This window comes from Psychrobacter sp. Sarcosine-02u-2 (assembly GCF_002836335.1).
Classification (GTDB): domain Bacteria; phylum Pseudomonadota; class Gammaproteobacteria; order Pseudomonadales; family Moraxellaceae; genus Psychrobacter; species Psychrobacter faecalis.
Genome location: NZ_PJBX01000179.1, coordinates 48,262 through 74,483, shown reverse-complemented (window position 1 = coordinate 74,483; position 26,222 = coordinate 48,262). Strand labels below are relative to the sequence as shown.

Sequence of the window (26,222 nt, the reverse complement as noted above, 5' to 3'; positions counted from 1 at the left end):
TTTTTTGCTTTCCTTTTGTCGAGCCTGACAATAACGCTACAATAGTTGCACAAACTCACTTACATACACCGCTCTGTGAGAGTTTTAATCGATGCGCTACTGAACCCATGCTTATTTAGTTGCTATTCTCCTATTAGATTTTTATCACTGACCCAGTTCAGCTTATAAAACTCTTTAACCAAATCAATCATGATAATCGTTCAATGGTTATCATGATTTTATTTTGTCTATAGGTTTAATGTTAGATATATTAAATATATAAATGCGAAATACTAAATGAATTGGTATAGCAATTTTATTTTATACAACAATACTCAATATAAGCGTCAAGTTTAAAACCCCTTAAACTGACATTATAAGATTGTAAATTAAGGAATGGATTAATGAAAAAAAGTACTCTATCTTTATCGTTACTTATGGGCGCAGCGCTCACTATCCCAAGTTTGGCTATGGCAGCCCCTACTGATAGCGAAGCAGTAGAAGATGCAGCCACTGCAACCACCCTCGAATCTGAAGGCACTCCTACAAATGAAGTCGCAGCCGATCACTCTAATCCATTTCAGTTAAGCGAAACTCAAACGATCAAAAGAGCACAGGTTAATAATCTTGCTAGCCAACAGCCAATGACTACTGAGCTACAAGCTGAGCAAGCGACAATTCAAAATACCATGCAAGAAGACATGCAGGCACAACAAGCCGCAATGCAAAATCCAGAAGCAGCAATGCAACAACAAGCCATGCAAGATGATGAAGCAGCGATGCAACAACAAGATTTGCAGCAAGCTATGCTAGATGAAGAAGCAGCCCTACAAGAAGAAGCGTTATCAGAAAGCGAAGAAGATACCGAGCCAACGCAAGCGCTATAAATTATAATTAGAGAAATCAATTTTAAAGAGAATCCTCCAATATATTCTCAATAAAAAAGGCAGCCAGATGGCTGCCTTTTTTGGTTAATCATTATGATAAATATTATTTTTTAGTTTTAGTAACGCCAGCTTCCTGCAACAGGGCGCCAAGCGTGCCTATTTTATTAGGTGCTTCTTTATTAGATGCTGCTGCTTTCTCCGCTCTAGGTGCTTTACGACGGTTGTTGGCATTATCTTTATCTTGACGATTGCCACGTGGTTTTGACGAACGCTTATCAGCCGCTGGACGACTATCACTTGGACGGTTGCTACGTGGACGATTGGTTTTATTCTCATTACCCGTACCTTCTGCAGTTGACTTCGCAGCTGGGCGTACGGGTTTTTCAGATTCAGGCTTCATACTAAAGCCGATACGGCCGCGTTTTTCGTCGATAGAAATCACACGTACCGAGACGATATCGCCTGGTTTGACACGGTTCATCGGGTCAGCAACGAAGTCATTGGCCATCTGTGAGATATGCACAAGACCATCTTGGTGGACGCCGACATCAACGAAGCAACCAAAAGCTGTCACGTTGGTAACAACACCTTCAAGCTGCATGCCCTCACTTAAGTCTTTAATACTATTAACGTCTTCACGGAAGTTAGCCGTTTTAAACTCAGGGCGCGGATCACGTGCAGGCTTGGCAAGCTCTTCGATGATGGCTTTGACACTGATATTGTCATCATTAGCAGCCAGTGCCGTGGTATCGATACTGTTTAACACGCCATCGTTACCGATAACTTCTGGTAATGCTTTACCTGTTTGCTCAAGTAAGCTGTCAACCAACGCATAGCTTTCTGGATGCACACCTGTCGCATCAAGGGGATTGCTACCGCCGTGCACACGTAAGAAACCTGCCGCTTGCTCAAAGGTTTTTACCCCTAAGCGTGGGACGTTCTTTAATGCTTCACGGCTATCAAAGGCACCATGCTCTTTACGATAGGTGACGATTTGCTGTGCGACGTTTTTATTCAAACCCGCAATATGCGCCAAGATAGCAGGACTTGCCGTATTTACATCGACACCAACGGCGTTTACGCTGTCTTGGGTGACTTTATCTAGGCTATCTGCCAACTGGGTTTGATTGACGTCATGCTGATATTGACCAACGCCAATCGCTTTTGGGTCAACCTTAACTAGCTCTGATAGCGGATCTTGCAAGCGGCGGGCGATAGAAACCGCACCGCGTACCGAGACATCTAAATTGGCAAGCTCGTCGCTGGCAAGCTCACTCGCCGAATAAACGGACGCGCCTGACTCATTAACGATTACGGCTTTGGCTTTTAACTCAGCGTTAGCGGCCAAAATCTCTTTAATCATCGCGTCTGTTTCGCGGCTCGCGGTACCATTACCGATAGCGACCAAATCGACGTTATAAGTGCTTAATAATTCATCGATGACTTTTTTGGCTTCATCCATCTTATTATCAGGAGCGAATGGATAAACGGTGGCAACGACAGGCTTGTCTTCACTGTCTAGCATGACATGGCCCTGGGCATCAACAATCGCCATTTTGACGCCATGACGGATACCCGGATCGACACCTAAAATCACTTTACGGCCAGCAGGCGCTGCCATAAGTAAATGCTGTAAGTTATTGGCAAATACATCAATCGCATCCGCTTCAGCGGTCAGACGTTTTTCCGTCAATAAACGGTGCTCGATATGCGGACGCCATTTTTCTTTCCATAAGCTGGTCGCGGCCTCAACTAAAAACTCTTGACGTTCTGCTGGCGCTTTGGCATCAATCTCAAAGTGCTTGACGATTTTTTCGATAAATGGCGCGTCTTCGCCTTCGATTTTAAGACCTAAAACGTTTTCTTGGCGACCGCGCAGCATGGCTAATAGGCGATGATTTGGCAGACGCGCCAAGCTTTCACTATGTTCAAAGTAATCTTTGAACTTCTCACCAACTTCGCGTTTTTCTTCACTAGCAACGCTCGATACGATACTCGCCGTTTTCGCAAAGCCACTGCGTAGATTATCGAGTAAGTCTAACGCTTGCGTCCATTCATCAACGATGATGGCTTGTACGCCTGCCAATTGCTTGTCGATATCGCTGAAGTCGACTTCAATCTCATTACCACTATCGTCGGTAATGCTAGATTGTGCTTGATAGTCGGCAAGCGCCTCTGTCGGCGTAATCTCTTGTGTTGACAGCGCTTGTGCGGCCACATCAAGACCAGCGGCGCGTGCTTTGGCCGCTGGTGAGCGGCGACGCGGACGGTATGGCAAGTAGATGTCTTCAAGCTCGAGTTTCGACGTCGCATTATCAATACGCGTCTGCAGCTCGTCAGTCAAATTGCCCTGCGTGCTTAGCAGCTCAGTGATTTTGAGGCGACGGGTTGCCATATCGCGCTCATAATTGAGCGATCTCTCTAAAGCTCGCAGCTGCGCATCATCAAGATTCTGCGTCTTTTCTTTACGGTAACGGGCGATAAAAGGTACGGTCGCGCCTTCATCGTAAAGTTCGACAAACGCATTGACTTGAGCAGTCTTAATGCCAAGCGCGCGAGCAAGCTTGTCGTGAATATTCGCGTGTGTGGTTGCATCCAAAACCTGTGCATTTGTCGAGGTTTGAGATGGCGTTAAGGTATCAGTGCTACTCATAGACGTATCAATCGTTGAGAAATGTAGTTTTGCATTATAGCAAAAGCTGCATGAATAAAAATCCTTTTTATCTTTTCGTTATTTATCACCTGTTTTCTGGCAAAAATCGTCTGATATCGCCCGTTCTTGCGCCCTGTTAAACAAACGCATACAGCATTTAGCATTATCGTTGATGCAATTATTACAGCAATCTTATACACTAAAGTCTCAATCGCACAAATATTGCAGTTTACTACTGTACTGAACACTAGTTTGTTATATTTATTGATTTTTAGCAATCGATGGAATGATTTCTAGCTAGCAGCACTAATATTGTTACCTTTATGGATGCTTTTCTGGATTCTATTTTTATTAACAAAAATATTTACCCTTGTATTTTTAATCACAATTTCTACCAATAATAATTTTTATAAGAGGATGACTGTATGACAGATAACAACAGCCCTGACACCTTAAACCAGCGTATTTTGGTCGTTGATGACGATGCACGCTTGCGCTCTTTATTGCAGCGTTTTCTAGAAGACGATGGTTTTGTCGTTCGTACTGCTCATGATGGCAATCAGATGGACAAATTGATGCAACGTGAGCTGTTCTCATTGGTGGTATTGGATTTGATGCTACCAGGCGAAGACGGTATTAGTATCTGTAAGCGTTTGCGTGAAGACAATGGCGATATACCGATCATCATGCTGACGGCCAAAGGTGGCGATGCCGATCGTATCGCTGGCCTTGAAGCCGGTGCTGATGACTATTTGCCAAAGCCATTTAACCCAAAAGAGCTACTAGCACGTATCAAGGCGGTGCTGCGTCGTCAGAATCGTGAGCTGCCAGGTGCGCCAAGTCATCAGCTTGAAGTGGTTGAGTTTGGACCGTGGACGCTTGATTTATCGACCCGTACCCTGAAACGTGATGGTAATGTGGTCACTTTGACGACTGGTGAATTTTCAGTATTAAAAGCCTTGGTGCAGCATCCGCGTGAGCCGTTGACGCGTGATAAATTGATGAACCTTGCTCGCGGCCGTGAATGGGGCGCGATGGAGCGTTCTATCGATGTGCAAGTATCACGTTTGCGCCGCCTAATTGAGGATAATCCGTCACAGGCGCGTTATATCCAAACTGTTTGGGGCGTCGGCTATGTATTCGTGCCCGATGAAGCAGAAGTAGAAGCCGCTAAAAATGAATAGCTTTAGCATTCAATGTTGATACTATTTATTGCCATAAAAATTAATGCAATAAAAAAGCCCTGCAATCAACGTGCAGGGCTTTTTATTGTTCTAACTATTGGTTTAACGCTAAATATTTAGTACGTAAGCCTAACGCAATTGACTGTCCTTACTACCGCGGCGATTAAATAGCTCGGTCGCCTTTGCTTCTTTTTCAAGCTCAGACTGACAGCTAACGCAGTGCTGCACACCCGGTACCGCTATGCGCCGCGCTTCTGGAATCGGATTGCCACACTCATCGCAAAACTCAGCGCTTTCACCCGTTGGCAGCGCACGCCGTGCACGCTCTAACGCATCGTTGACCGTTGCATCCATTTGCTCATGTTCTGCTCCATCTCTTGACCAGCCACCTGCCATAATCGTATCCTATTTTTTATTAATGCTATTTAGGTTTTAATTGATAAAAGTCTTTAATAACAAATAGATGGGGTTATAGAGCACTTATTTCAATCAATAAACGCGTTTATAAATACCATTAATAGCGATAAAAATAGTGAGCAATAAGATAGCAAATGATGATTAGTCTTTTGGTTGCAGCTCAACCACTTGACCACGCACGCCGATGCTTTCATCACTCATCAAAAACACATAGCCGCCCATAATATCTTCTGGCGTTTTCAGGCTCATCGGATTTTCACCGGGAAATGCATGAGCACGCATATTGGTACGGGTGCCGCCAGGATTGATACAATTGAAGCGTAAATTGGTGGTATTTTGCGTCTCTTGGGTAAAGATATCACTCATGCCCTCAACCGCTTGCTTCGAGAGTGCATAAGCACCCCAAAACGCGCGCGGATGGGTGCCAACGCTACTAGAGGTAAAGACGATAGAACCATGCGCGGCATCCTTAAGCAACGGCAGTAGCGCTTGGGTGAGCATAAAAGTGGCCGTAAAATTAACCTTTATCACCTGAGCAAACATATCGACATCGTACATCTCAAGCGGTGTCAAAGCACCTAGCATGCCAGCGTTGTGCAATACCCCATCGAGCTGTCCGACTTCTTTTGCTATCAGATTCTCTAGCGTTTGCATCTCAGCATAAGTCGCGCCTTCGAGATTCATCGGTAGCATGGCAGGCTGCCTGCCGCCAAAGCTTTCGATTTCATCATAAACGTATTCAATTTTGCTACTGGTACGCCCCAACAATAACACCGTCGCACCGTAACGCGCATAGGTCAAGGCGGCAACACGGCCGATCCCATCACCAGCACCCGTGACTAAGATTGTTTTACCATCTAAGCAGTTATCAGGCGGTATAAAATTACGAATAGCGTCGTGCGATACAGATGGTACAGCGTTTTGCGCAGCTGCTTGATTGGCTTGCTGCGGCGTGGGCGGATTAGTATTGTCACTCATGGCATTACTCACTGCTTATTATTTGATGATTTAATAGTAGGTTGCTTATTAGCTATCTCAATGAATGGCTTATTTGCTTTATAAGTAGTTATTTTATAAATAGTCAAACTTACCAGAAGAGAGTAAAAGCTTACTCAACTCTTTAGGAGTGTCGGTAATATAGTCAGCGCCCCATTTCTTTAAGTTTTTTTGATCTTCAGGCGGGATATAACCATAGGCAGCTAAAATGGTTGTCATACCAGCGGCGTTGCCCGCTTCGATATCGCGTATATGGTCGCCAATATAAAGTACGCTTTCAGCAGCACCACGCGGGATAGCGAGTTTTTCCAACGCCATATACATCGGCTCTGGATCTGGCTTAGAGCGTGATACATCATCAGGACAGACCAGTACCGAGCAGCGCTCATCTAACTGCATTGTTTCTAGCAAAAGCTCTGCTAAATAGCGCGGCTTATTGGTGACAATTCCCCACGGCACGCCTTTATCCTCTAAGGTGCGCAGTACTTCTTCAAGCTCGCTAAAAACACAGCTATCGACGCATATATCGGCTTCATAATCGTCTAAAAACTGCTGACGAAACTCAAGCAACTCTTCTTCACTAACCTCAAGCTGGCCGTTGTGCCGCAGCATCAAGCGTACCATCGACGAAGCGCCTGCGGAAACTTGCTCACGAATCTCGGCTTCAGGTGGCGCTTGCCAATCATTCTCGCCGCTCATTTTACCAATAATCCGGACGAAATCGGCGGCAGTGTCGATTAACGTCCCATCAAGGTCGAACAAGACAGCTTTTACAAATTGACTCATAACAGGCGCTCTTAATTTTGATTTAAAACATTGATTTAAAAAGTGGTTAAAAAGGAATACTTATAAAAAAGATTTACGACAGCGGTTTTTGTACCGCCATCATATAATTGACATCGACGTTTTGCGCCAACCAGTAGCGTTTGGTCAACGGATTATAATGCAGCCCAATGATATCTTGACGGCTAAAGCCTGCATTGAGCGCCATTTTATCCAATTCCGCTGGGGTGATAAATTTGGCGTAATCATGGGTGCCGCGATCAAGTAGGCGCAATACATACTCAGCGCCAACGATGGCAAATAAGTAGGATTTGGGGTTGCGGTTAATGGTCGAGAGCACGCAAACGCCGCCTGGCGCTAGTAGCTTAAAGCACGCCTCAACGATGGCGTTTGGGTCTGGTACATGCTCAAGCATCTCCATACAAGTCACCACATCGAACTGACCGGCATGGCTTTCAGCCAATTGCTCAATCGGAATGTGCTGATAACGCAAGGTATCATCTAAATTGCTTTGCTCTGCATGTAAGGCTGCCGCTTTGAGATTTTCGGTACCTAGGTCAATACCAGTAACATCAGCGCCGCGGCGCGCCATTGATTCTGACAAGATACCGCCACCGCAGCCGACATCAAGAACTTTTTTACCCGCCAAGCCCATCTCTGCGGTTTTACTGCTATCGGCACTCATAAAGCCGCGCTTGACGTTGTCTTCTATCCAATTAAGGCGTAGCGGATTGATTTCGTGTAAGGTCGCAAAGGCGCCGGTTTTATTCCACCACTCGCTCGCCAAATTGTTAAATTTTTCTACTTCGCTGGCATCGACATTAATTGCCGTATTTTGACTGAATGTGCTAGCAGCATTATCGATATTGCTCATATTGTCAGTAGGGTTGTTTTGTTGATGATTCACAGGCTGCGCAGAAGGTGAAACTTGGCTCATAGGATTTTTCCTTTATTGGCATTATAGTTATTATCGGGAAGTATGATGCTATGCTCAATATTAGCATGAGAGCAGCAACTTTGTCGTGAGTACATCGTCACCGTTTGTGAAACGCGCAGGTTATAGCGCTATAAGTCAGTTATTTTTAACTGTAAAACATCTTGCTTAACGACTTTGGATTGACGATCGGGCTGAAATTTAAGATATAAAATAAGCGCAAAACCATAAGTAAGATACCTTAAATAATAGCTCACAGCTTTACAACCGTTAGTTAAGAATCGGGTTCACAACTATGGGCATTTTACGCTATTATAGGCAGTAGTCTATAAAAGGGTGATTTAGGCGACGCATTGCCGCTTAAACTTGTGAGACCTATATACAAATGCGCTAAATGACTGCTGAATCGAACCTTCTGAAACAATTATTCTGAATCTCGACACCTCAAGGAAAAAGTATGAAACGTATCATCGCATTGACTGGTTTGGCTTGTGCTATTGGGTTTGCCAATATGGGCGCACAAGCTGCCAATTATGTCGCAGGAAAAGACTACCGCGTGCTAGACAATCCAGAAAAAATCAGCGGTGATGCTATCATTGTGCGTGAATTCTTTTGGTATGGCTGCCCGCATTGTAACGTCCTCAATCCACATATGGAAAAATGGGCAAAAACCAAAGACAAAGACGTGGCATTTTTCAAAACCCCAGCCGCGCTAAACCCTGTTTGGGAAGCCAGCGCCCGTGGTTTCTACGCCGCGCAATTACTAGGCTATGAAGACAAAACCCATGATGCCCTATTTGATGCGGTGCATAAAGACGGCAAACAGTTATTTGACCAAGCGTCACTGAGCAAATGGTACGCATCTAAAGGGGTGAATGAAAAGAAATTCAATAGTCTTTATAACTCATTTGCCGTTGGCACAAAAATTGGTCGCTCACAAGCTGGTGCTAAGCGTTATCAGCTTTCGGGCGTACCAGCAGTAGTCGTCCATGGCAAGTATGTGGTGACTGGTGAAAGCGCCACTGTTCCTAAAGTGGTTGATTATCTCGTTGATAAAGTACGCGCCGAGAAAAAATAATTTAAAGTGTGTGAATTATTAAGAAAATGAACGTTTATAAAAATGCAAAAAGCCAATCTTTAACGATTGGCTTTTTTATAGGTCATGGTTTATAAATTAATATAAGCATTATTATTAATTAGCTTTTAAGCTGCGACAATATCGCCACTTCACGAATATAACTGGCCAAATCTTCTTTAGATTCCGCCATCAATTCATCGTCTTGTGTATGTTTGGCGTATTCAATCCATAGCAGCAGCTGATACAAACTATTACGCTCAGAGGCTTTGTACTGTTTCACAAACTGCTTTAGCGTACCTTCATCATTGATATTTAAACGCTCAATCCAGCTTTCGATTTTAGAAATCTGCTCTTTTGGAAAAAAAGCGTCGAACAAGGCTTTAACCAATTCATGGCGGTTTTCTTCACTGATAAGTTTGCCGACCCGTTTGGTCTGGCGATTGCGCGCATTGGCACTGGTAATATCAGCAAGCGCCATCAGCTCCGCCATAAAGTAATCACTTGCTGGCAGGTTTTTGAGCTGTTTTTTCGATAAGCTGGCAAGCGGTATCGACAACGCCTGTAAGCGCTCATGAGCTTTTTTGAGCTCTGTGCGCGAGACGCGCATATCCTGTTCTGACCAGTCAATCATAAAAGCTTTCCATTTTTCGAGATAGTAAATAATAGATTTTATTGCGTCTTGCTAATTATATTGCTTGAGCATTCATCGTAGCTAATAACCATTAATAATTAGCATTACTAGCCTAGCCTAGCTTTACCAACGATGTTTTTCGCGGTGCTTAGCGGTAATGCTCAAACCTTCGGGCAGGCTGGCAGTCAATATATTTTGCAAGTGCTTGGTAATAAATACTGAGCGATGCTTACCACCGGTGCAGCCAATCGCAACCGTTACCGTATGACGGTTGTTGTGTAAAAAATCTGGCAACCAGCGCGTCAAAAATGTAGCGATATCGTCAGTCATCTCTGCCACCTCTGGATAATCAGCAAAAAACTCAGCAACTTCCGCATCAAGACCCGTCGCGGCGCGCAGTTTTGGGTTCCAATGCGGATTGGGCAAAATGCGCACATCAAAGACAAAGTCGGCATCGATTGGGCTGCCGTATTTAAAACCAAAGGATAACAGGTTAATGGCGATTTGATTGTCAGCCCCAACATAATCGCGCAGGCGTTCTTTTAGCTGATGAATATTAAGCATACTGGTATCAATTTTAAGATCCGCACGCCTAAATATCGGCTGTAAAAGCTGGTTTTCTTTTTCAATCGCCGCTGGTAAATTGTCAGTGGTATTTTCTATTCCTTTGCTATCTTGCACCATCAAAGGATGAATGCGGCGGGTGGCATTAAAGCGCGCCACCAAGATATCCTCTTGCGCCGTCACATAAATGACGGTGAGCGCCTCTTCGCCATACGTCCGCTTTAACGTATCGTGTATTTCGGCAAAATTGGACAAATCGGCACGCGGAGTGCGAATATCGACCCCAAGGGCGACGCGCTTAATCCCGCTATCACAAACCAGCTTTTGCGCCGCCTCAGGAACCAATGACAAAGGCATATTATCAATAGAATAATAGCCCAAATCCTCTAGGATATTGAGTACGGAGGTTTTGCCCGAGCCTGAGCGCCCTGACACCACCAAGATACTTAAACCATCTTTATGTGTCTGTGTCTGCTCGTTATTTGATTTGGCGTGCTCATTGTCCTTAGTTGTACTCATGATCCGTCATCCTTATACATTGCGTCTAGCCACTCCCGCGCTCATGACGGCAGTGTTACCGTCACTAGCTGATTGTCTAACAAGCGTGCACGGCCCAACCATGCGGCAACCAAAATCACCAAATCTTGCTGATTTTCTTCTAAACTTGCCTGCAAATTGTCTGCCTTTAAAGCCTCAAGCTGCGCCGTTTTGACTTCTAAATAATCAATGATAAAACCTGCGGCAGAGATACGCGCGCTAGCCGCTGCTAATAAATGCGCAGGCCCTTGTTCGATATGCGCGCCATTCATTAGCTGGTCGGCTAGTAGCTGTAATTCTTGATGAAGTATAGGAGCGATATTGCGCTCAGTTTCAGTTAAATACTGATTGCGCGAAGACAAAGCTAAACCATCAGCCGCCCGTACGATAGGTGCGCCGACAATCTCAATCGGATAACTTAAATCACGCACCAACTGCTGAATAATGGCCAACTGCTGATAGTCTTTTTGCCCAAATACGGCCACTTCCGGCTGGACGATGTTAAATAGTTTAGAGACGACAATGCCAACACCATCAAAATGACTTGGACGCGATTGGCCACATAACTGGCTGGTGATTGCGCCTGCTCGAACCGACGTTGGCGGTGGTAATACCGGATACATCTCATCAATACTGGGCGCAAACACGTAATCGGCATTCACGGTAGTAAGTTTGGCAACGTCCTCATCTAACGTCCGAGGATAGCTATCAAAGTCTTCACCGACGCCAAATTGGGTAGGATTGACAAAGATACTCACCACGACAATATCGGCATGTTGCTTGGCAAGCTTGACCAGCTCAAGATGGCCATCATGTAGATTGCCCATCGTTGGCACTAACGCAATACGCTGCTTGCCCTCTTGCTGACCACGATAAGGGTTTAGAACGTTACGCAGTGCTGAGATGTGATGATGAATAATTGGCATGGTTACTATGTTTTATCCTGACAGCTTGTGCTACTGATAATGGTCAAATCATTAAATCAAATACGACTTACTTTAATACAATTTACTTTAATACGGCTAGCTAAATTGGTGCTGCTCAGTGGGAAAACTGCCGTCACGTACCGACTGCTGATACAGCGCAAAAGCCCCTTCAATACTACCCGCGCTATTACGCTCGTCAGTTAAAAAGTCATGGACAAAGCGTGGCACGCGGCCGTGCACCATACCAAGCATGTCATGCATGACCAGAACTTGACCATCAGTAGCAGCACCAGCGCCAATCCCAATAACTGGCACAGCTACGGCTTCTGTAACTGCTTTAGCAAGCTCAGCGGGTACACATTCTAATACCAAAAGCGCCGCACCAGCCTCGACCACCGCTTTAGCATCAGCAAGCAGTTTTTCTGCCGCAGCATCACCGCGCCCTTGGATTTTATAACCACCAAAGACATTGACAGATTGCGGCGTCAGTCCTAAATGCACACAAGTCGGCGTACCTGCTTGCGCCAAGGTTTTGACCAAATCGCAAAGCTCACGACCGCCTTCAATCTTAATCACATGCGCGCCCGCCTGCATCAGCTTGCGGCTATTGGCGACCGCATCTGCTAGCGTCACATAACTCATAAATGGCAAATCCGCTAAAATCAGCGCATGCTTATTACTACGGGCGATATTGGCCGTATGATAAGCCATATCATCGACGCTAACTGGCAAGGTTGAATCATGACCCTGTACCACCATGCCCAGACTGTCACCAATCAAAATCGTATCGATTTGCGCGTTGTCCATCATACGCGCAAACATGGCGTCATAGCAGGTCAGACAGGTGAATTTAACACCGTCTTTTTTAAATTTATTTAAAGTAGATAACGTTGTCATATCACCCTCAATGCGGTTAACTATTTATAGCTTTTGATATTTTAATAAAATGCACAGCCACTATCGTAGCATCCAACTTATTCATAACTCTACAGAGGCACTAAAGAGGCGTTAATTCAGTTTTAATAGCTTCAGCCCCGTCCAATCGTCACTGGGCGGATAATCCGTTATTGGTTTGTTTAAAATGATTAACTCTGGCGCCAACTCTCGTAGCGGTAACAAAACAAAATTACGCTCATGCAAACCTGCGTGCGGTATCGTTAATTGCGGCTCTGAGATTTCGATATCACCATACAATAAAATATCGACATCAAGGCTGCGCTCACCCCAGCGGCGCAGACGAGCGCGTTTGGCTTGTTGCTCTAGCAATTGACAAAATGCAAGCAGCTCAAACGCAGTTAAGGTAGTCTCAAAACCTACCACCGCATTGACAAAGTCAGGCTGGTCTTGCGGTCCCATTGGCGCCGAAGCATAGAAAGAAGACACACGTACCGCTCGTATTTGCTTATTTTCTTGCATAGCTACGACGGCTTGCTGTAAATGCTCTACCGGCGAACCTAGCTCGTTTTCTAGATTGCTGCCTAAACCAACATAACAAGTAACCCAAGTCATACCGTTACTACTTTTATTGTCATTGGCGTTGTCATTACTAGCTTCAAAGTGCCTGTTCATAATTCTCACTGTGCTTTAGTACTTTAAAGTCGGTTTGTAAGCTTAAGCGTTGTTAGTGCTTGGCTGACGGCGGCGGCGTTTTGATGGTACCGGCCCTTTTTGCTCATTCATTTTACTAGCAGCTGTTTGATTCTGAGCTGACTGAGTTTGAGTGGTCTTTTTCTTAGTATCCTGCTTGGTTTTAGCAGGTTTGTTAGAAGCAGCTTTTTTAGCAACAGACGGTGCATCCTCAGCAAATTCTGCCGCAGTTTTAGGGGCTTTTTTCTCATACTTGGCCGTATTTACTACTTGCTCTTTATCGCTAGCTGGTTTTGCCGCTACGTTAAGCAAGTTATCAGCGTTATTTTTACTGTCAGTATTACTATTATCCGCTATCACAGTAGGTTGATGACGGCGACGTTTATACGGTATCGGCTCGTTGTTTATGCTGACAAGCGCTGGTGTTTGGGCGACAGTACGCTTAGTATGGACATTAGTATTGGCCGTTGTAGATAAAGCTGACTGGTCAAAATCGGCTTTGCTAGCAGCAGACTTGGTATCGACTGGTTTAGCTTTTGCATGCTGCTGCGCTTGCTTATCAGCGTTAGCAGAGCTGTCAGATTGTCTTGCAACTCCTGCTTTCTTAAATGAAGTGCTTTCAGCTTTTGGGCTTTGCTCCACAGACGCTTGCTTTGGTTTAGCATTAGATTTTGGCTGATCGTCCGTTGGCAACTGCTTGCGTAATGGCGGAACTACTTTTTCATGCTCGATGACAAATAACGGTGCAGGCTTGGCATCGTGGCGCTTATTTGCCGTTTGCTTGCCAGTGTTCGCCAGGGATAACTGCTGCAATTGCGCCAGCTCATTATTATCTTGTGCTGCTTGCTGCTTATCATAGCCCTTATGATGACTATTATTGCTGGCACTATGACTGCCATTGTTATTAGCCTGTTGAGTAGACTGGCTGGCAGCGCGGCGGCGGCGTGACGGCACGTTTGAGGCATCATTAGCCTGCTTGCTATGGGCGTTACCGTCTACATTATTTTGTTGATTGTTTTCTATGTGATTTACCTTATCATGGTTTGATGTGTTTAAAGCTTGCGGCTTTTGACGATTACGCCCGCGACCACGCTGCCCTTGTTTATAGGCACCGCGACGAATGTTTTCATCAAAATCATCAATCGCTTGATCTTGCTGCTGTTCGGTCAGGGTTTGATAGGTTTGCCACCACTCGCCCATGCCATTGGTCGACTCTGAAAGCGGATGTTCGGCATCACCGCACTGCTCACGCAATAGCAAGAAATCAAAACCGGCGCGGAAACGAGGATGCTCAGACAACTGGATAATTTGTTTGCTGCGCGGCGCCGCCAACTTTGGCTGTAATATCCAAATATCACGGATAAATTGTTCGGCAAATTTTGGAATAGCGGTCTTGATACGCTGACGGTCGATGACTTTGCCGGCTGCATGCAATTGCGCGTCAGCAAAAGGCATATTGCGTTTTTTGGCTTTTTCCAATTGATGTAGATAATTTTCCCACAATAACGCGGCATAAAAGAAAGCAGGATTGATACTTTTGCCAGCAGCGATACGTTTGTCGGTATTGATAGCGACTTGTTTGACCAAGGCACTTGGCTCGGCAGGCGGATAAATAACTAAACTGTCAATCGCGCCCGACTCAAACAATAACGGTAGTAGCGGCACTAAATAGCCACCGGTAAACATTTTTTGCGTTTCATCATACAAACGATGCGGAGAGATTTGCTCCAGCAGCGCCCAATTGTCATCGTGGAACTGGGCGGCGAGTTCGCTATCAAAATCAAAACCAAGCTTGGCTTTAAAACGTAGGGCACGCAGCAACCTGACCGGATCTTCTTCGATACGGGTCGGTGCATGACCTAAGAGACGGATAACTTTATTGTCGATATCTTCAAGGGCGCCGCAAAAATCATGTACCACGCCTTTAAGCGGTTGATAATAAAGTGCATTGATAGAAAAGTCACGACGGGCAAAGTCTTGTTTGATATCGCCCCAGACATTGTCGCGCAGAATCATCCCGTCTTGATTGGTATTAGAATTATTCAGTGGTGGTCCACGAAAGGTCGCCACTTCAATAAGTTCGCGCCCAGAGTAGACATGCGCCAATTGAAAGCGGCGACCGATAATACGGCAACGCTTGCCAAAGACGTCTTTAATCTCATGAGGTTTGGCATCAGTGACCGCGTCAAAGTCTTTTGGACGCAGGCCTAGCAAAGTATCGCGCACGCCGCCACCGACGATATAGGCATCAAACCCAGCTCGGGTTAGGGTGGCTATCACTTCGGTAATGGAATTGGGTAATTCAGATTTATTCAGTTCTAACTGCTTGGCGGCACGCTCGGCCATGCATCTACTCCTCGCCTTTATTCTTAACCACCCCGACGAACACAGCGTCTATCAGGCGGATGTACCCGCTAGTTTAACAAATTTTGACCATGGTGGGTGTGTTATGACATTTACTTACATGCTATTTTGTCAATATGGGGGTTAAATAATACAAAATAAAGCGCTTAATCTTGTACGCTTAAACGCTGGCGATTTCTCTCAACCGTTTTTGCGCCGATGCCTTTGACTTTCGTTAATTCATCGACCGTTTTAAAGCCGCCAAACATCTCGCGATATAAAATAATCGCCTGCGCTTTACTGCTGCCAATACCGTTTAATGCCACCAGCTCGGCTTCTGTGGCGCGATTGATATTAATTCTAGTCTGCGTGCGCGCTTGGCTTTGTGCTGCTTCTTGCGTCAATAGATAATGATAAGCGCTTTTAGCATTATCAAAACATGGTGCGGCAAGGGCAGGATGAGACAGCATCACCATGATAGAAAATATGCCTACTAAAAAAACGGCGGCATTTTTAAATAAATTAGCATGCTGCCATTTAATAAATAGGCTTTTATTAGTCGCGTTCATGCTGTTTCGCCGCTTCCCATAACGCATCCATCTCATTGATATCGCTATCTTCTAAACGCTTGCCAGCAGCCGCTAACTGCTCTTCTATATAACCAAAGCGTGATTTAAATTTATGTACACAGGTTAATGTTGCAGTTTCAGCATCGAGGTCGAGTTTACGGGCGACATTGACCAAGGCAAACATGCAATCGCCAAGCTCCCTTTCAATCTCTCTGATATTGGTTTTGATTTCAACTTGGGGCTTATCTAAAATCTCGGCCTTTAGCTCGGCAATTTCTTCATCGAGTTTATCAAATGCGCCGCTGACCCCTTCCCAATCAAACCCCAATTTTGACGCTTGTTTTTGCACTTCCTGCGCTTGCATCAACGCACTACCTGCCTTGGTATTATCCAAACGACGCTTCGGCTTGCCACGTGCGGCGCGAGCTTGGTCTTCCTGTGCTTTAATCTCATCCCAGCGACCTTTTACCGCAGCGTCGCCTTGTAGCGTTTCGGCTTCAAAGACATGCGGATGGCGGCGAATCAGCTTTTCTTGCAACGTGGTAATCACATCGCTAATATCAAAGCGCCCTTGCTCTGCGTACATCTGACAATGAAACACCACTTGCAAAAGCACATCGCCAAGCTCGCCCTTGATATCTTCGTCATCATCGCTTTGAACCGCTTCGCCGAGCTCATAGGCTTCTTCAATCGCGTACGGAATGAGGCTATGATTGCTTTGCTTTTTATCCCACGGACAATCTGCGCGCAGCCGTGCCATTAACTTTAATAAATCGTCTAACTCGCCAGTTGCTACTGGCGTTCCTTGTACAGGGTTGGGCGGCGTAATAGAAGTTAACGTTTGGTTGTTTAAGTCACTCATAAAATACTCTTATATTTTTTATCTTAGAAACGGATAATTATAAAAATGCTCACATAAAGCACTACTACGGCTTTATGACTCATTTGGTAGTTAGTGTATCATTGAACGCTTATTGACTTATAATCCTGTTATCACTCCCTCATTTTTTACTACGCACGCACAAGGAAGCTTATTATTATGTCCACTTCTGCGACTACTGGCTATCAGCCAGCAACAGATTTTCACCCTATTAGCATTCAGTCATTTAAAGCTTACGATATCCGCGGCGAGCTTGGCGTCAATCTCGATGAAGCTATCGCCTACCGTATCGGCCGTGCCTTTGCCCAAATTTTATTCGAGCGTTATCACAGTGCCGATAATGAGGCTACCGCTGAACTAAAAGACTTAAAGCCAGCTATCGTCATCGGTAGCGATATCCGCCACTCCAGTGAGCAGTTAAAACAAGCAACCATCAAAGGTATGCTCGATGCGGGTGTCGGTGTGATTGATTTGGGTATGACAGGCACAGAAGAGGTTTACTTTGCGACCAGTTATTATCAGGCGTTGGGCGGTATCGAAGTAACGGCTAGCCACAATCCGATTAATTATAATGGCTTAAAATTGGTCAAAGAGTATTCCAAGCCGATTAGCGCCGATGATGGCTTGGCAGAGATTCAAGCGTTGGCAGAATCGGGGCAATTTAGTACGGATAATCAACAAGGCGCATTACAATTACTAACGGATAAAAGCGCTTATATCAATCATGTCATGACGTTTATTGATGTTGATAAATTAAAACCGCTAAAACTGGTTATCAACTCCGGCAATGGTAGCGCAGGTCCCGTCGTTGATTTATTAATCGACAAGTTAGCACAAGCTGGCGCGCCAATTGAAGTGCTTAAATTGCACCATACGCCTGATGGTAGCTTTCCAAATGGCATTCCCAATCCAATGATTGAGGCCAATCGAACCGCCACTCAGCAAGCGGTGCTGGAAAACAAAGCCGATCTTGGCATTGCCTTTGATGGCGATTTTGACCGCTGTTTTTTATTTGATGAATACGGCGAATTTATCGATGGTAGCTATGTCGTTGGCATGCTCGCGCAAGCGTTTTTAAATAAATATGCGGGCGAGTCAATCGTCTATGATCCGCGAGTGATTTATAACACCGAAGCCGTCATTGATGAGCATAACGGTAAGGCGGTTATTAGCAAGTCTGGGCACTCATTTATCAAGCAAGTGATGCGGGATTCTGGCGCGGTTTATGGCGGCGAAATGTCCGCTCACCATTATTTTCGCGATTTTTTCTACTGCGATAGCGGCATGATTCCGTGGCTTTTGACCATTGAGTTATTATCGATTACCGGTAAAACCTTATCAGAATTGGTCAGCGGTTATATTGCAGCCTATCCAAGCTCAGGCGAGCTAAATTTTCACCTGACCACTCATGATGCGCCAGCCATTATTAGCGCTATCGAAGAGAAGTTTAGCGCCGAAAATCCAACCAAATCGATGCTTGATGGCTTAAGTTTAAACTTTGGCGAATGGCGTTTTAACTTACGCGCTTCCAATACTGAACCATTAATTCGCTTAAATATTGAAAGTCGCGGTGATGAGAATTTATTACAAACCAAAACCCAAGAGATTCAGCAATGGCTTGCTAGTAAAGGGGCGGTGCCTGCTTAACTTAAGTAATCATAATGCTAAGTAAAGACATTCTGAACTTATGAGAACGAAAAAGCGCCGGTTAATTTTTATATTAATCGGCGCTTTTATTTAGATTCAGTTCATTAGCTGCTTGTCTGCTACGCTTATTTTACCCTTGTTAAAAAGCTTTATTTGGCGCGACCAATCCCTATATAGTCACCGACCAAATCATCAACCTGCGTTCGCGACAGCGCATTGCGCGCATCGAATATCGGCAGCGCCTGCTCATTAAGCCTAGCAACATCTAGCTTATTTTCTGACAACCAGCTGATAATAAAAATGGCCTGCGCTTCATTAAGCTTTTGGTACGGACTGGCGATCAGTTCCAGTAGCGATTGCTGTCCATAGAGCTCGGCAAGCTCGGTTTGGGCTTTATCACTATATACCAGCGTGCGGATATTATAAGACCAGAGTAGCGCTAACAACGGATGAATAGCCGACTCTGCTGTCCGTCCCGAGCCCGCTTTATAACTACCGCCCCAAATCACCACGGTTTTATGGTCGATAAATCCATCAAAATATTGCCAAAACTTACGAAATATCAGCTCTTTTTGGTCTTCATTGATATTAATGACTGCCTGTAGTAACGGCATAGCTAGACTCTTTTCTGTACTGGACTGCTGCAACTTAACCAACTCTGTCGGTAGTGTATTACCACCAAAGCCCCAGCCTGCTTGCAAGTAGCTACTGCCTACGCGCTCATCAAGTCCCATAATGTGACTGACTTGCTGGATATCGACCTGTTGACTATCAGCCAAGCGCGACATCTCATTCATAAAGCTCACCCTTGTGGCAAGCATCGCCATGATACTACTACGGGCAAACTCTATAGTAGCAATATCTGCTTGATGAAACGCGCGCGCCTGTTGCATCAAAGGCTGTAGCATCGTTAAATGATGGCGGCTATTTGGCGTTTTTTCACCCAGCAACAACAATGATGGATTTAGCATTGAGCTGTACGCATCGCCATCTTTTAAGAATACAAATGGCACATAATAAACCCAAGCGCGCTGCAACTGCTTGGACAATGCGTCAACCGCGCCCAGCTGTTTAATGCCACTCATAATAAGCGGTAAGGTTTGCTGATGACTGTGGTTAAAGGCGGTAATCCAGCTGTCTGCTTGCCATACTGAGCGAATGCTGTCTAAAAATAACCAATATAGCGCAACTTGTTTTCTCTCACTATCATCATCCGTCTTTTCATAGTGCTCTAGCAGCTTACTCGCAGTAGTGGGCAAAGCGTAGCTGACAATCTGCTGCTGCTGCACGTACATCTGCCATAGCGCTTGCAAATGATGCTCAAAACCATATTGTTGTAATTGCTGCGTCAATACCTCTTTATCAGTATAAAGATGCACCGTATGACCAAGACTTGCCAGTACCACCGCACTGGTAATGGCCTCAATACTGTGACCGACGAGGACGCAAACACTGGTGTTTTTAGCGGCTTGGTTAAATGAATGTGGTGCGGATTGGTCGTTATCTGTCTGTTGTTTATTTATAGCGGCAGCGCTCATAAGATTACCTTTTATATTGCAAAGTTGGCAGCGTGGATAAGTGGATAAGCCAGTCGCATGATGCCACTAGCTACTAGCCATAAGCCATTAAGACAACAGCTTAATATGCTGCAATAGCTGATTGGTAGAGGTGTCGAATTGCGCATCGCCGCCTTGCTGCATGGCGGTATGCACCGACTCTGCCATTTTCTTGCCCATCTCAACGCCCCATTGATCAAACGGATTGATATCCCAAATGCTGGCCATGACATAAACCTTGTGCTCATAAAGCGCTATCAGCTCCCCCAAACTATGCGGGGTCAGCTCATCAATAAGGAGCGTGGTTGACGGCTGATTACCACGGTAATATTTGTATTTATCGGCATCAGAAGCCGCTTCAATATCCTTATCAGCAATAGCAGCATTACCAAAAGCTAAAACCCGACTTTGCGCTAAACAGTTTGCCAAAGACAATTCATGCTGCTGCTGTAGCGATTCATTTGTCGCATCATCACTATAACGGCGCACGCAAGCGATAAAGTCACAAGAGACCTGCTGCGTTCCTTGATGCAGAAGCTGATAAAAAGCATGCTGCGCATTGGAGCCAATCTCGCCCCACAAAATTGGACACGTATCATAATCAAGGCGCGCGCCATGCTGCGTCACCGATTTGCCATTACTTTCCATCTCAAGCTGGGTCAAGTAGCTTGGCAAATACTCCAAACGCCCATCATAAGGCAGCACGGTATGCGCATTGACTTGTAAAAAGGTACTATTCCAAACGGCGAGCAAACCTAATAATACTGGCAAATTCTCAGAAAAGTCTGCTTGGGCGAAATGCTTATCCATATTATGTGCGCCGGCTAGCAGCTCTTTAAAACCATTCATGCCAATACGAATAGCGATAGCAAGTCCAATCGCCGACCACAATGAAAAACGGCCGCCAACCCATTCCCACAGCTGCAATTGATGCTCAGGGTGAATGCCCCATGCAGTCATTTTTTCACAGTTGGCCGATACGCCGATAAAATGACGGCGCAAGACGCTTTCTTCCGTGCCAGCGCGTAGCTTTGCCGTAGCGAGTAACCATGACAGTGCTGTCTTGGCATTGGATAGCGTGTCAACGGTGCCAAAAGATTTGGAGGAGATGATAAATAAAGTGGTTTCAGGATTTAGGTGCTTGAGCAAATTATCAAGCTGTGTGCCATCCATGTTAGAGACAAAATGCACCTCGATAGCAGTATCTGCCCATTCATCAAGCGCGGTGGTCGCCATCAGCGGGCCTAAATCTGAGCCGCCAACGCCAATATTAACCACATCAGTGATTGCTTTGCCAGAAAATCCGCGCCATGTGCCGTTGCGTACCCGCTCTGACAATCTTTCTACCTGCGCCAAGCTCTCATGTACATCAGCGGCGACATTTTGCGTGCCAACTTGCAGCTGTTCTGTAGCTGGCAAGCGTAGAGCGGTATGCAGCGCTGCTCGCTTTTCACTGGTATTAACCATCGCCCCTTGTAACAAGGCATCGATACGGCCTGACAACTCGCAACTATTCGCCAAATTTAATAAATTTTCTAGCACCGCATCATTAATACACTGCTTGCTATAATCCATATATAGCGCGCCCGCTTGCGTGCTAAAGCGAGACGTCCGCTCATTATCCTGCGCGAACAATGGGGCAAGCGCCCACGGCTGCTCCGCTAACTTGGCTAAATGCTGCCAATACTTAGAGTGGCGGGCACTTTTATAGCCCTTATTATTTCTCTCATCCATTAGCTATTTATCATCCCTTAACTGCTGCTCGGCAAAATAGATAAACGCTTGCATATACGAGCGCATATCGCCTGCGTCATAACTATCGCCGCGCATGGTCGTCACATTAACGCCATATTTGCTAATCAAGGCATCAATGGCATCAGTCAGTTGAATCTCGCCGCCAACCGACGCTCTAGTATTGGCCAGATAATCAAATATATGATTGCTAAATACATAACGACCGACAACGGCCAATTTTGAAGGGGCATCCGCTAAATTTGGCTTTTCGACAAAACCGGCAACTTTAAAGCTCGCGTTTTTATCAGCTTGCTCGATTTCATGCGCTTGATTAAATGCTTCGTCTAATTGGGCAATACCGTATTTATGCACATCTTCATCTGCTACGTTATTGACCAATATTTGCGAATGCGTGTCTTTAGCAAAGGCCTCAATCATAAACGCCAAATTATCAGTCGTTATATCGGTGGTAAATGGATCGAGCACCACATCTGGCAGCAGTACAGCAAAGTCATGCTCACCGATGATTGGACGCGCCGCCAATACCGCGTGCCCCAACCCTAGCGGTTTGCCTTGGCGTATCATAGACACCGTTACATCCTCGGGTAACCAATTTAAGCTATCAGCTAACGCGCCTTTACCTTTAGTGCGCAATTGATTATCCAATTCAGCATTGATATCAAAGTAGTTTTCGATGGCGCTTTTTTGCGCATGACCGACCAAAACAATATGTTTGATACCCGCAGCAATGGCTTCTTCAACGACATAATGAATAGCGGGACGATTACCAAGTGGTAGCAGCTCTTTTGGCACTGATTTCGATAACGGCAGCATACGCGTACCAAAGCCTGCGACAGGAATAACAGCGTGAGTAATTTTTTTCATAATTTTTAGACTGTATTTAAAAGTGTGAAATAAGAAACATGCTTAATCAATGCTAAGCGCTATGATAGCCATTCGGGTTTTTACTCTGCCAACGCCACGTATCTTCACACATCTCAGTGATAGATAGTGTGGCATCCCAACCTAGCAAATCTTTGGCTTTATCGGCGCTGGCATAGCAGCTGGCAATATCTCCTGCGCGCCGAGCAGAAAACTGGTAAGGAATATTTTGGCCTGATACTTCAGAAAAAGCCGTGACCAATTCTAAAACAGACGTTCCTTTACCTGTTCCCAGATTAATGGGTAAAAAACCTATTGAGCTGTATTTATCTCGACCTACTTGTTTCTGTAAGTAGTTAAGCGCTGCTACATGACCTTGGGCAAGATCAGTGACATGGATAAAATCGCGTACCCCCGTCCCATCGACAGTAGAATAGTCATTACCAAAAATACTAAGTTTTTCAAGCTTGCCAACGGCGACTTGCGAAATATAAGGCATTAAATTATTAGGAATATCATTTGGATCTTCGCCAATTTGCCCAGATGGGTGCGCACCTACGGGATTGAAGTACCTAAGTGGAATAAGATTCCAGCCATCATCGGTTGCCGCTAAGTCCTCTAAAATATGCTCGACCATCAGTTTGCTCTGACCATAAGGATTGGTGCAAGAACGCTTTGATTCCTCATTGATGGGCAAGGATTCAGGATCTCCATAGACGGTCGCAGAAGATGAAAAAACCAAATTCTTAACATCGGCTTCTTTCATAACTTCCAATAAAGCAATGGTGCCACTGACATTATTATTATAATACAGCAATGGCTTGGCCACCGATTCTCCAACGGCTTTTAGTCCCGCAAAATGAATCACACCAAAGAACTGATGCTCGGCGAAGACCTGTTTAAGTAGATCAATATCACGAATATCGCCTTCAACAAACTCGATGGGTTGATCAATGAGCTTGGATACGCGCTCAATAGCTTCACGGCTACTATTAGACAAATTGTCGTAGACAACAATATCATAGCCTGCTTCCTGTAAAGCTATACAAGTGTGTGAGCCAATATATCCAGCGCCACCAGTTACCAATATCTTATTTTTCATAATTGCTACATTTTAATCAAAGGAAAGTTATTTTTAGAATAAAAAAAGACACCCCATTGTAGGAGTGCCTTTGTTTTTTTTCAACGTTATTTTGGTATTAGACTAGCTATTAATACCTAAATTACCAACCGGTAACTTCTTTTAACTTATCGCCAATTTTTGATGGATCGCGAGTATAAGCAATACCAGCGTCTTCAAAGGCTTTAAATTTCTCTTCAGCAGTACCTTGACCACCAGAGATAATCGCGCCAGCATGGCCCATACGTTTACCAGCAGGCGCAGTCACACCAGCGATATAACCAACAACTGGCTTAGTTACGTGCTCTTTGATATAAGCCGCCGCTTCTTCTTCAGCTGTACCACCAATCTCACCGATTAATACGATGGCTTCGGTTTGTGGATCGTCTTGGAACAGTTTTAGCGCATCGATTTGGTTCATACCTGGGATAGGGTCGCCGCCGATACCGATACAAGTAGACTGACCAAAGCCAAGCTTAGTGGTTTGGGCAACCGCTTCATAAGTCAACGTACCAGAGCGTGAGATGATACCCACTTTACCGGGCAAATGGATATGGCCTGGCATGATACCGATTTTGCACTGACCTGGAGTGATAACGCCTGGGCAGTTTGGACCAACCATACGTACATCGCCTGCTTCTTCGATATAACGCTTGGCTTTTAGCATATCGATAGTAGGTACGCCTTCAGTGATTACGACGATCAATTTTACGCCGGCATCGACTGCTTCAACGATAGAATCTAGTACAAATGGCGCTGGTACGTAGATAACTGAAGCGTCAGCTTGGGTCGCTTCCATCGCTTCTGCCATGGTATTAAAGACTGGCAAACCTAGATGCGTTTGACCGCCTTTACCTGGGGTTACGCCGCCGACTACTTTAGTGCCGTACTCAATTGCTTGTTCAGAGTGGAATGTACCGTTTTTACCAGTAAAACCTTGTACCAATACTTTGGTATCTTTATCAATTAATACACTCATTATGTTTTCCTTATTCGGTTGTCTTGCAATAGCAGTTTTCTCGCTCACTTATCGTTAAATGTTAACGATTTATGCTTTTACTAAAAACTGCCATCACGCTGTGACTATAATGCTTAAGCGTCTGGTTAAGCGAGTTATGAATAAAACAGCGCTTACCCTCACGACTTATATTAAAGGCTTATGCTTTAACCGCATCGACAATTTTTTGTGCCGCGTCTGCTAGGCCTTGAGCTGAAATAATTTTCACATCAGATTGCTCTAGTAGCTCAGCACCTTTTTCAGCGTTATTACCTTCTAGACGGACAACGACAGGTACTTTTACGTTCACTTCTTTAACTGCTTCGATAATCGCTTCGGCAATCATGTCACAACGTACGATACCGCCAAAGATGTTGATGAGAACGCCTTCAACACTGCTGTCTTCTAGAATGATTTTGAACGCTTCAACAACGCGATCTTTGGTTGCACCGCCGCCAACGTCCAAGAAGTTAGCAGGTTTGCCGCCGTACAATTTGATGATGTCCATGGTCGCCATCGCAAGACCAGCACCGTTGACCATACAACCGATGTTACCTTCTAAGGCAACATAGTTTAGGTCAAACTCAGCGGCTTTAAGCTCGCGCTCGTTTTCTTGCGTTTTATCTTGTAAGGCTGCAATTTTAGGCAGGCGATATAAAGCGTTTGAATCGATACCGATTTTGCCATCAACACAAACGATTTCGCCATTTTCGCGAACCGCTAATGGGTTGATTTCTAATAATGCAAAATCATTGTCAACGAATGCTTGATAAGCGCCGCTCATCAATTTTACAAACTGGTTGATTTGCTTGCCTTCAAGACCCAGTTTAAATGCCACTTCACGTGCTTGGTAAGGCATTAGACCAACTAATGGATCAACGCTTACTTTAAAGATTTTTTCTGGAGTTTCGCTTGCGACTTCTTCGATATCAACGCCGCCTTCGGTTGATGCCATAAAAGTTACGCGACGCGTAGAACGATCAACAACTGCGCCAAGATATAACTCAGTTTGTACTGGGTACATATCCTCTGCAACCAAAACAAAGTTTACGGGTTGGCCTTCTGCGTCAGTCTGGAATGTAACCAGATTGGTACCGATAAGCTCTTCAGCAACTTGCTTTGCTTCTTCGCGAGTTTTAACGAGCTTCACACCGCCCGCTTTACCACGGCCACCAGCATGAACCTGCGCTTTAATAACCGCAATATCAGTAGGCGTTTTATCAAAAGCAGCAGCAGCTTCGTCGCCATTATGGGCGATGATGCCTTCTTGAATGGGCAAACCGTAGCTTTTCAATAGCTCTTTTGCTTGATACTCATGTAAATTCATTGATTGTATCC

23 protein-coding genes are annotated in these 26,222 nt (G+C 45.0%); 4 read left to right on the top strand and 19 right to left on the bottom strand.

What is annotated here, in order from left to right; all coding sequences use genetic code 11:
* The first annotated feature begins 383 nt into the window (after window positions 1–383).
* Window positions 384–866, top strand: a complete 483-nt coding sequence (locus CXF58_RS13145) for a hypothetical protein (RefSeq protein ID WP_068407715.1) — start codon at window positions 384–386, stop codon at window positions 864–866.
* A 103-nt stretch (window positions 867–969) separates the two neighbouring features.
* Here the strand turns inward: CXF58_RS13145 and CXF58_RS13140 are convergent, their stop codons facing one another.
* A complete protein-coding gene (locus CXF58_RS13140) occupies window positions 970–3,519 on the bottom strand; it encodes a Tex family protein (RefSeq protein ID WP_102077775.1) in 2,550 nt (849 codons plus the stop codon).
* 425 nt (window positions 3,520–3,944) lie between these two features.
* Between CXF58_RS13140 and ompR the strand changes: the two genes are divergently transcribed.
* Window positions 3,945–4,703: an osmolarity response regulator transcription factor OmpR gene (gene ompR, locus CXF58_RS13135; protein WP_102077774.1), complete on the top strand. Its 759-nt coding sequence runs from the start codon at window positions 3,945–3,947 to the stop codon at window positions 4,701–4,703.
* A 129-nt stretch (window positions 4,704–4,832) separates the two neighbouring features.
* Here the strand turns inward: ompR and CXF58_RS13130 are convergent, their stop codons facing one another.
* From CXF58_RS13130 to ubiG, 4 genes are all read right to left on the bottom strand, one after another.
* Window positions 4,833–5,099, bottom strand: coding sequence for a DksA/TraR family C4-type zinc finger protein (locus CXF58_RS13130; RefSeq protein ID WP_102077773.1), 267 nt, complete (start codon window positions 5,097–5,099; stop codon window positions 4,833–4,835).
* Window positions 5,100–5,261: 162 nt separating this feature from the next.
* Window positions 5,262–6,098: a YciK family oxidoreductase gene (locus tag CXF58_RS13125; RefSeq protein ID WP_102077772.1), complete on the bottom strand. Its 837-nt coding sequence runs from the start codon at window positions 6,096–6,098 to the stop codon at window positions 5,262–5,264.
* A gap of 93 nt (window positions 6,099–6,191) precedes the next feature.
* Window positions 6,192–6,902 (bottom strand): HAD family hydrolase, encoded by a 711-nt coding sequence (locus CXF58_RS13120; protein ID WP_102077771.1) that lies wholly within the window; start codon window positions 6,900–6,902, stop codon window positions 6,192–6,194.
* A gap of 73 nt (window positions 6,903–6,975) precedes the next feature.
* Window positions 6,976–7,836 (bottom strand): bifunctional 2-polyprenyl-6-hydroxyphenol methylase/3-demethylubiquinol 3-O-methyltransferase UbiG, encoded by an 861-nt coding sequence (ubiG, locus tag CXF58_RS13115; RefSeq protein ID WP_102077770.1) that lies wholly within the window; start codon window positions 7,834–7,836, stop codon window positions 6,976–6,978.
* Window positions 7,837–8,290: 454 nt separating this feature from the next.
* Here ubiG and CXF58_RS13110 point away from each other — a divergent pair, with 454 nt between their 5' ends.
* Window positions 8,291–8,911 carry a thiol:disulfide interchange protein DsbA/DsbL gene (locus CXF58_RS13110; RefSeq protein ID WP_068407799.1) on the top strand — a complete coding sequence of 207 codons (621 nt, stop codon included), beginning with the start codon at window positions 8,291–8,293 and terminating at the stop codon, window positions 8,909–8,911.
* Between the two features lie 118 nt (window positions 8,912–9,029).
* On the opposite strand, the gene yjgA is transcribed toward CXF58_RS13110, so the two are convergent.
* The 8 genes from yjgA to mazG all read right to left on the bottom strand — a co-directional run bounded on the left by yjgA (window position 9,030) and on the right by mazG (window position 16,930).
* Window positions 9,030–9,542 (bottom strand): ribosome biogenesis factor YjgA, encoded by a 513-nt coding sequence (gene yjgA / locus CXF58_RS13105; protein WP_068407800.1) that lies wholly within the window; start codon window positions 9,540–9,542, stop codon window positions 9,030–9,032.
* A gap of 123 nt (window positions 9,543–9,665) precedes the next feature.
* Entirely contained in the window at window positions 9,666–10,625 is a 960-nt protein-coding gene (gene rapZ, locus CXF58_RS13100; protein ID WP_102077769.1) for an RNase adapter RapZ, read from the bottom strand.
* Window positions 10,626–10,666: 41 nt separating this feature from the next.
* Window positions 10,667–11,569 carry a pantoate--beta-alanine ligase gene (gene panC, locus CXF58_RS13095; RefSeq protein WP_102077768.1) on the bottom strand — a complete coding sequence of 301 codons (903 nt, stop codon included), beginning with the start codon at window positions 11,567–11,569 and terminating at the stop codon, window positions 10,667–10,669.
* 96 nt (window positions 11,570–11,665) lie between these two features.
* Entirely contained in the window at window positions 11,666–12,466 is an 801-nt protein-coding gene (panB, locus tag CXF58_RS13090) for a 3-methyl-2-oxobutanoate hydroxymethyltransferase (RefSeq protein ID WP_102077767.1), read from the bottom strand.
* Between the two features lie 111 nt (window positions 12,467–12,577).
* Window positions 12,578–13,078 carry a 2-amino-4-hydroxy-6-hydroxymethyldihydropteridine diphosphokinase gene (gene folK, locus CXF58_RS13085; RefSeq protein ID WP_369958252.1) on the bottom strand — a complete coding sequence of 167 codons (501 nt, stop codon included), beginning with the start codon at window positions 13,076–13,078 and terminating at the stop codon, window positions 12,578–12,580.
* Window positions 13,079–13,180: 102 nt separating this feature from the next.
* Entirely contained in the window at window positions 13,181–15,502 is a 2,322-nt protein-coding gene (gene pcnB, locus CXF58_RS13080; RefSeq protein WP_102077765.1) for a polynucleotide adenylyltransferase PcnB, read from the bottom strand.
* A gap of 164 nt (window positions 15,503–15,666) precedes the next feature.
* Window positions 15,667–16,068: a ComEA family DNA-binding protein gene (locus CXF58_RS13075; RefSeq protein WP_102077764.1), complete on the bottom strand. Its 402-nt coding sequence runs from the start codon at window positions 16,066–16,068 to the stop codon at window positions 15,667–15,669.
* On the bottom strand, window positions 16,055–16,930 hold the full coding sequence (gene mazG, locus CXF58_RS13070) for a nucleoside triphosphate pyrophosphohydrolase (protein ID WP_102077763.1): 876 nt from the start codon (window positions 16,928–16,930) through the stop codon (window positions 16,055–16,057). The genes CXF58_RS13075 and mazG overlap by 14 nt, the downstream gene beginning before the upstream one ends.
* A 177-nt stretch (window positions 16,931–17,107) precedes the next feature.
* Between mazG and CXF58_RS13065 the strand changes: the two genes are divergently transcribed.
* On the top strand, window positions 17,108–18,595 hold the full coding sequence (locus tag CXF58_RS13065; protein ID WP_102077762.1) for a phosphohexomutase domain-containing protein: 1,488 nt from the start codon (window positions 17,108–17,110) through the stop codon (window positions 18,593–18,595).
* A gap of 149 nt (window positions 18,596–18,744) precedes the next feature.
* Here the strand turns inward: CXF58_RS13065 and CXF58_RS13060 are convergent, their stop codons facing one another.
* The 6 genes from CXF58_RS13060 to sucC form a co-directional block, all read right to left on the bottom strand.
* On the bottom strand, window positions 18,745–20,133 hold the full coding sequence (locus CXF58_RS13060) for a UDP-glucose/GDP-mannose dehydrogenase family protein (protein WP_102077761.1): 1,389 nt from the start codon (window positions 20,131–20,133) through the stop codon (window positions 18,745–18,747).
* 87 nt (window positions 20,134–20,220) lie between these two features.
* Window positions 20,221–21,885 (bottom strand): glucose-6-phosphate isomerase, encoded by a 1,665-nt coding sequence (gene pgi, locus CXF58_RS13055; protein ID WP_068407819.1) that lies wholly within the window; start codon window positions 21,883–21,885, stop codon window positions 20,221–20,223.
* A gap of 3 nt (window positions 21,886–21,888) precedes the next feature.
* Complete coding sequence (locus CXF58_RS13050; protein WP_068407821.1) at window positions 21,889–22,770, bottom strand: UTP--glucose-1-phosphate uridylyltransferase; 882 nt, start codon at window positions 22,768–22,770, stop codon at window positions 21,889–21,891.
* Between the two features lie 52 nt (window positions 22,771–22,822).
* Window positions 22,823–23,869, bottom strand: coding sequence for a UDP-glucose 4-epimerase GalE (gene galE, locus CXF58_RS13045; protein WP_102077760.1), 1,047 nt, complete (start codon window positions 23,867–23,869; stop codon window positions 22,823–22,825).
* 121 nt (window positions 23,870–23,990) lie between these two features.
* A complete protein-coding gene (gene sucD / locus CXF58_RS13040; RefSeq protein ID WP_068407825.1) occupies window positions 23,991–24,866 on the bottom strand; it encodes a succinate--CoA ligase subunit alpha in 876 nt (291 codons plus the stop codon).
* A gap of 178 nt (window positions 24,867–25,044) precedes the next feature.
* Window positions 25,045–26,211: an ADP-forming succinate--CoA ligase subunit beta gene (gene sucC / locus CXF58_RS13035; RefSeq protein ID WP_068407827.1), complete on the bottom strand. Its 1,167-nt coding sequence runs from the start codon at window positions 26,209–26,211 to the stop codon at window positions 25,045–25,047.
* Window positions 26,212–26,222 lie beyond the last annotated feature (11 nt).

Bases quoted from the DNA above. Each gene is read 5' to 3' on its own strand.
- CXF58_RS13145 (WP_068407715.1), top strand. From the start codon at position 384: ATGAAAAAAAGTACTCTATCTTTATCGTTACTTATGGGCGCAGCGCTC.
- CXF58_RS13140 (WP_102077775.1), bottom strand. From the start codon at position 3,519: ATGAGTAGCACTGATACCTTAACGCCATCTCAAACCTCGACAAATGCA.
- ompR (WP_102077774.1), top strand. From the start codon at position 3,945: ATGACAGATAACAACAGCCCTGACACCTTAAACCAGCGTATTTTGGTC.
- CXF58_RS13130 (WP_102077773.1), bottom strand. From the start codon at position 5,099: ATGGCAGGTGGCTGGTCAAGAGATGGAGCAGAACATGAGCAAATGGAT.
- CXF58_RS13125 (WP_102077772.1), bottom strand. From the start codon at position 6,098: ATGAGTGACAATACTAATCCGCCCACGCCGCAGCAAGCCAATCAAGCA.
- CXF58_RS13120 (WP_102077771.1), bottom strand. From the start codon at position 6,902: ATGAGTCAATTTGTAAAAGCTGTCTTGTTCGACCTTGATGGGACGTTA.
- ubiG (WP_102077770.1), bottom strand. From the start codon at position 7,836: ATGAGCCAAGTTTCACCTTCTGCGCAGCCTGTGAATCATCAACAAAAC.
- CXF58_RS13110 (WP_068407799.1), top strand. From the start codon at position 8,291: ATGAAACGTATCATCGCATTGACTGGTTTGGCTTGTGCTATTGGGTTT.
- yjgA (WP_068407800.1), bottom strand. From the start codon at position 9,542: ATGATTGACTGGTCAGAACAGGATATGCGCGTCTCGCGCACAGAGCTC.
- rapZ (WP_102077769.1), bottom strand. From the start codon at position 10,625: ATGAGTACAACTAAGGACAATGAGCACGCCAAATCAAATAACGAGCAG.
- panC (WP_102077768.1), bottom strand. From the start codon at position 11,569: ATGCCAATTATTCATCATCACATCTCAGCACTGCGTAACGTTCTAAAC.
- panB (WP_102077767.1), bottom strand. From the start codon at position 12,466: ATGACAACGTTATCTACTTTAAATAAATTTAAAAAAGACGGTGTTAAA.
- folK (WP_369958252.1), bottom strand. From the start codon at position 13,078: ATGACTTGGGTTACTTGTTATGTTGGTTTAGGCAGCAATCTAGAAAAC.
- pcnB (WP_102077765.1), bottom strand. From the start codon at position 15,502: ATGGCCGAGCGTGCCGCCAAGCAGTTAGAACTGAATAAATCTGAATTA.
- CXF58_RS13075 (WP_102077764.1), bottom strand. From the start codon at position 16,068: ATGAACGCGACTAATAAAAGCCTATTTATTAAATGGCAGCATGCTAAT.
- mazG (WP_102077763.1), bottom strand. From the start codon at position 16,930: ATGAGTGACTTAAACAACCAAACGTTAACTTCTATTACGCCGCCCAAC.
- CXF58_RS13065 (WP_102077762.1), top strand. From the start codon at position 17,108: ATGTCCACTTCTGCGACTACTGGCTATCAGCCAGCAACAGATTTTCAC.
- CXF58_RS13060 (WP_102077761.1), bottom strand. From the start codon at position 20,133: ATGAGCGCTGCCGCTATAAATAAACAACAGACAGATAACGACCAATCC.
- pgi (WP_068407819.1), bottom strand. From the start codon at position 21,885: ATGGATGAGAGAAATAATAAGGGCTATAAAAGTGCCCGCCACTCTAAG.
- CXF58_RS13050 (WP_068407821.1), bottom strand. From the start codon at position 22,770: ATGAAAAAAATTACTCACGCTGTTATTCCTGTCGCAGGCTTTGGTACG.
- galE (WP_102077760.1), bottom strand. From the start codon at position 23,869: ATGAAAAATAAGATATTGGTAACTGGTGGCGCTGGATATATTGGCTCA.
- sucD (WP_068407825.1), bottom strand. From the start codon at position 24,866: ATGAGTGTATTAATTGATAAAGATACCAAAGTATTGGTACAAGGTTTT.
- sucC (WP_068407827.1), bottom strand. From the start codon at position 26,211: ATGAATTTACATGAGTATCAAGCAAAAGAGCTATTGAAAAGCTACGGT.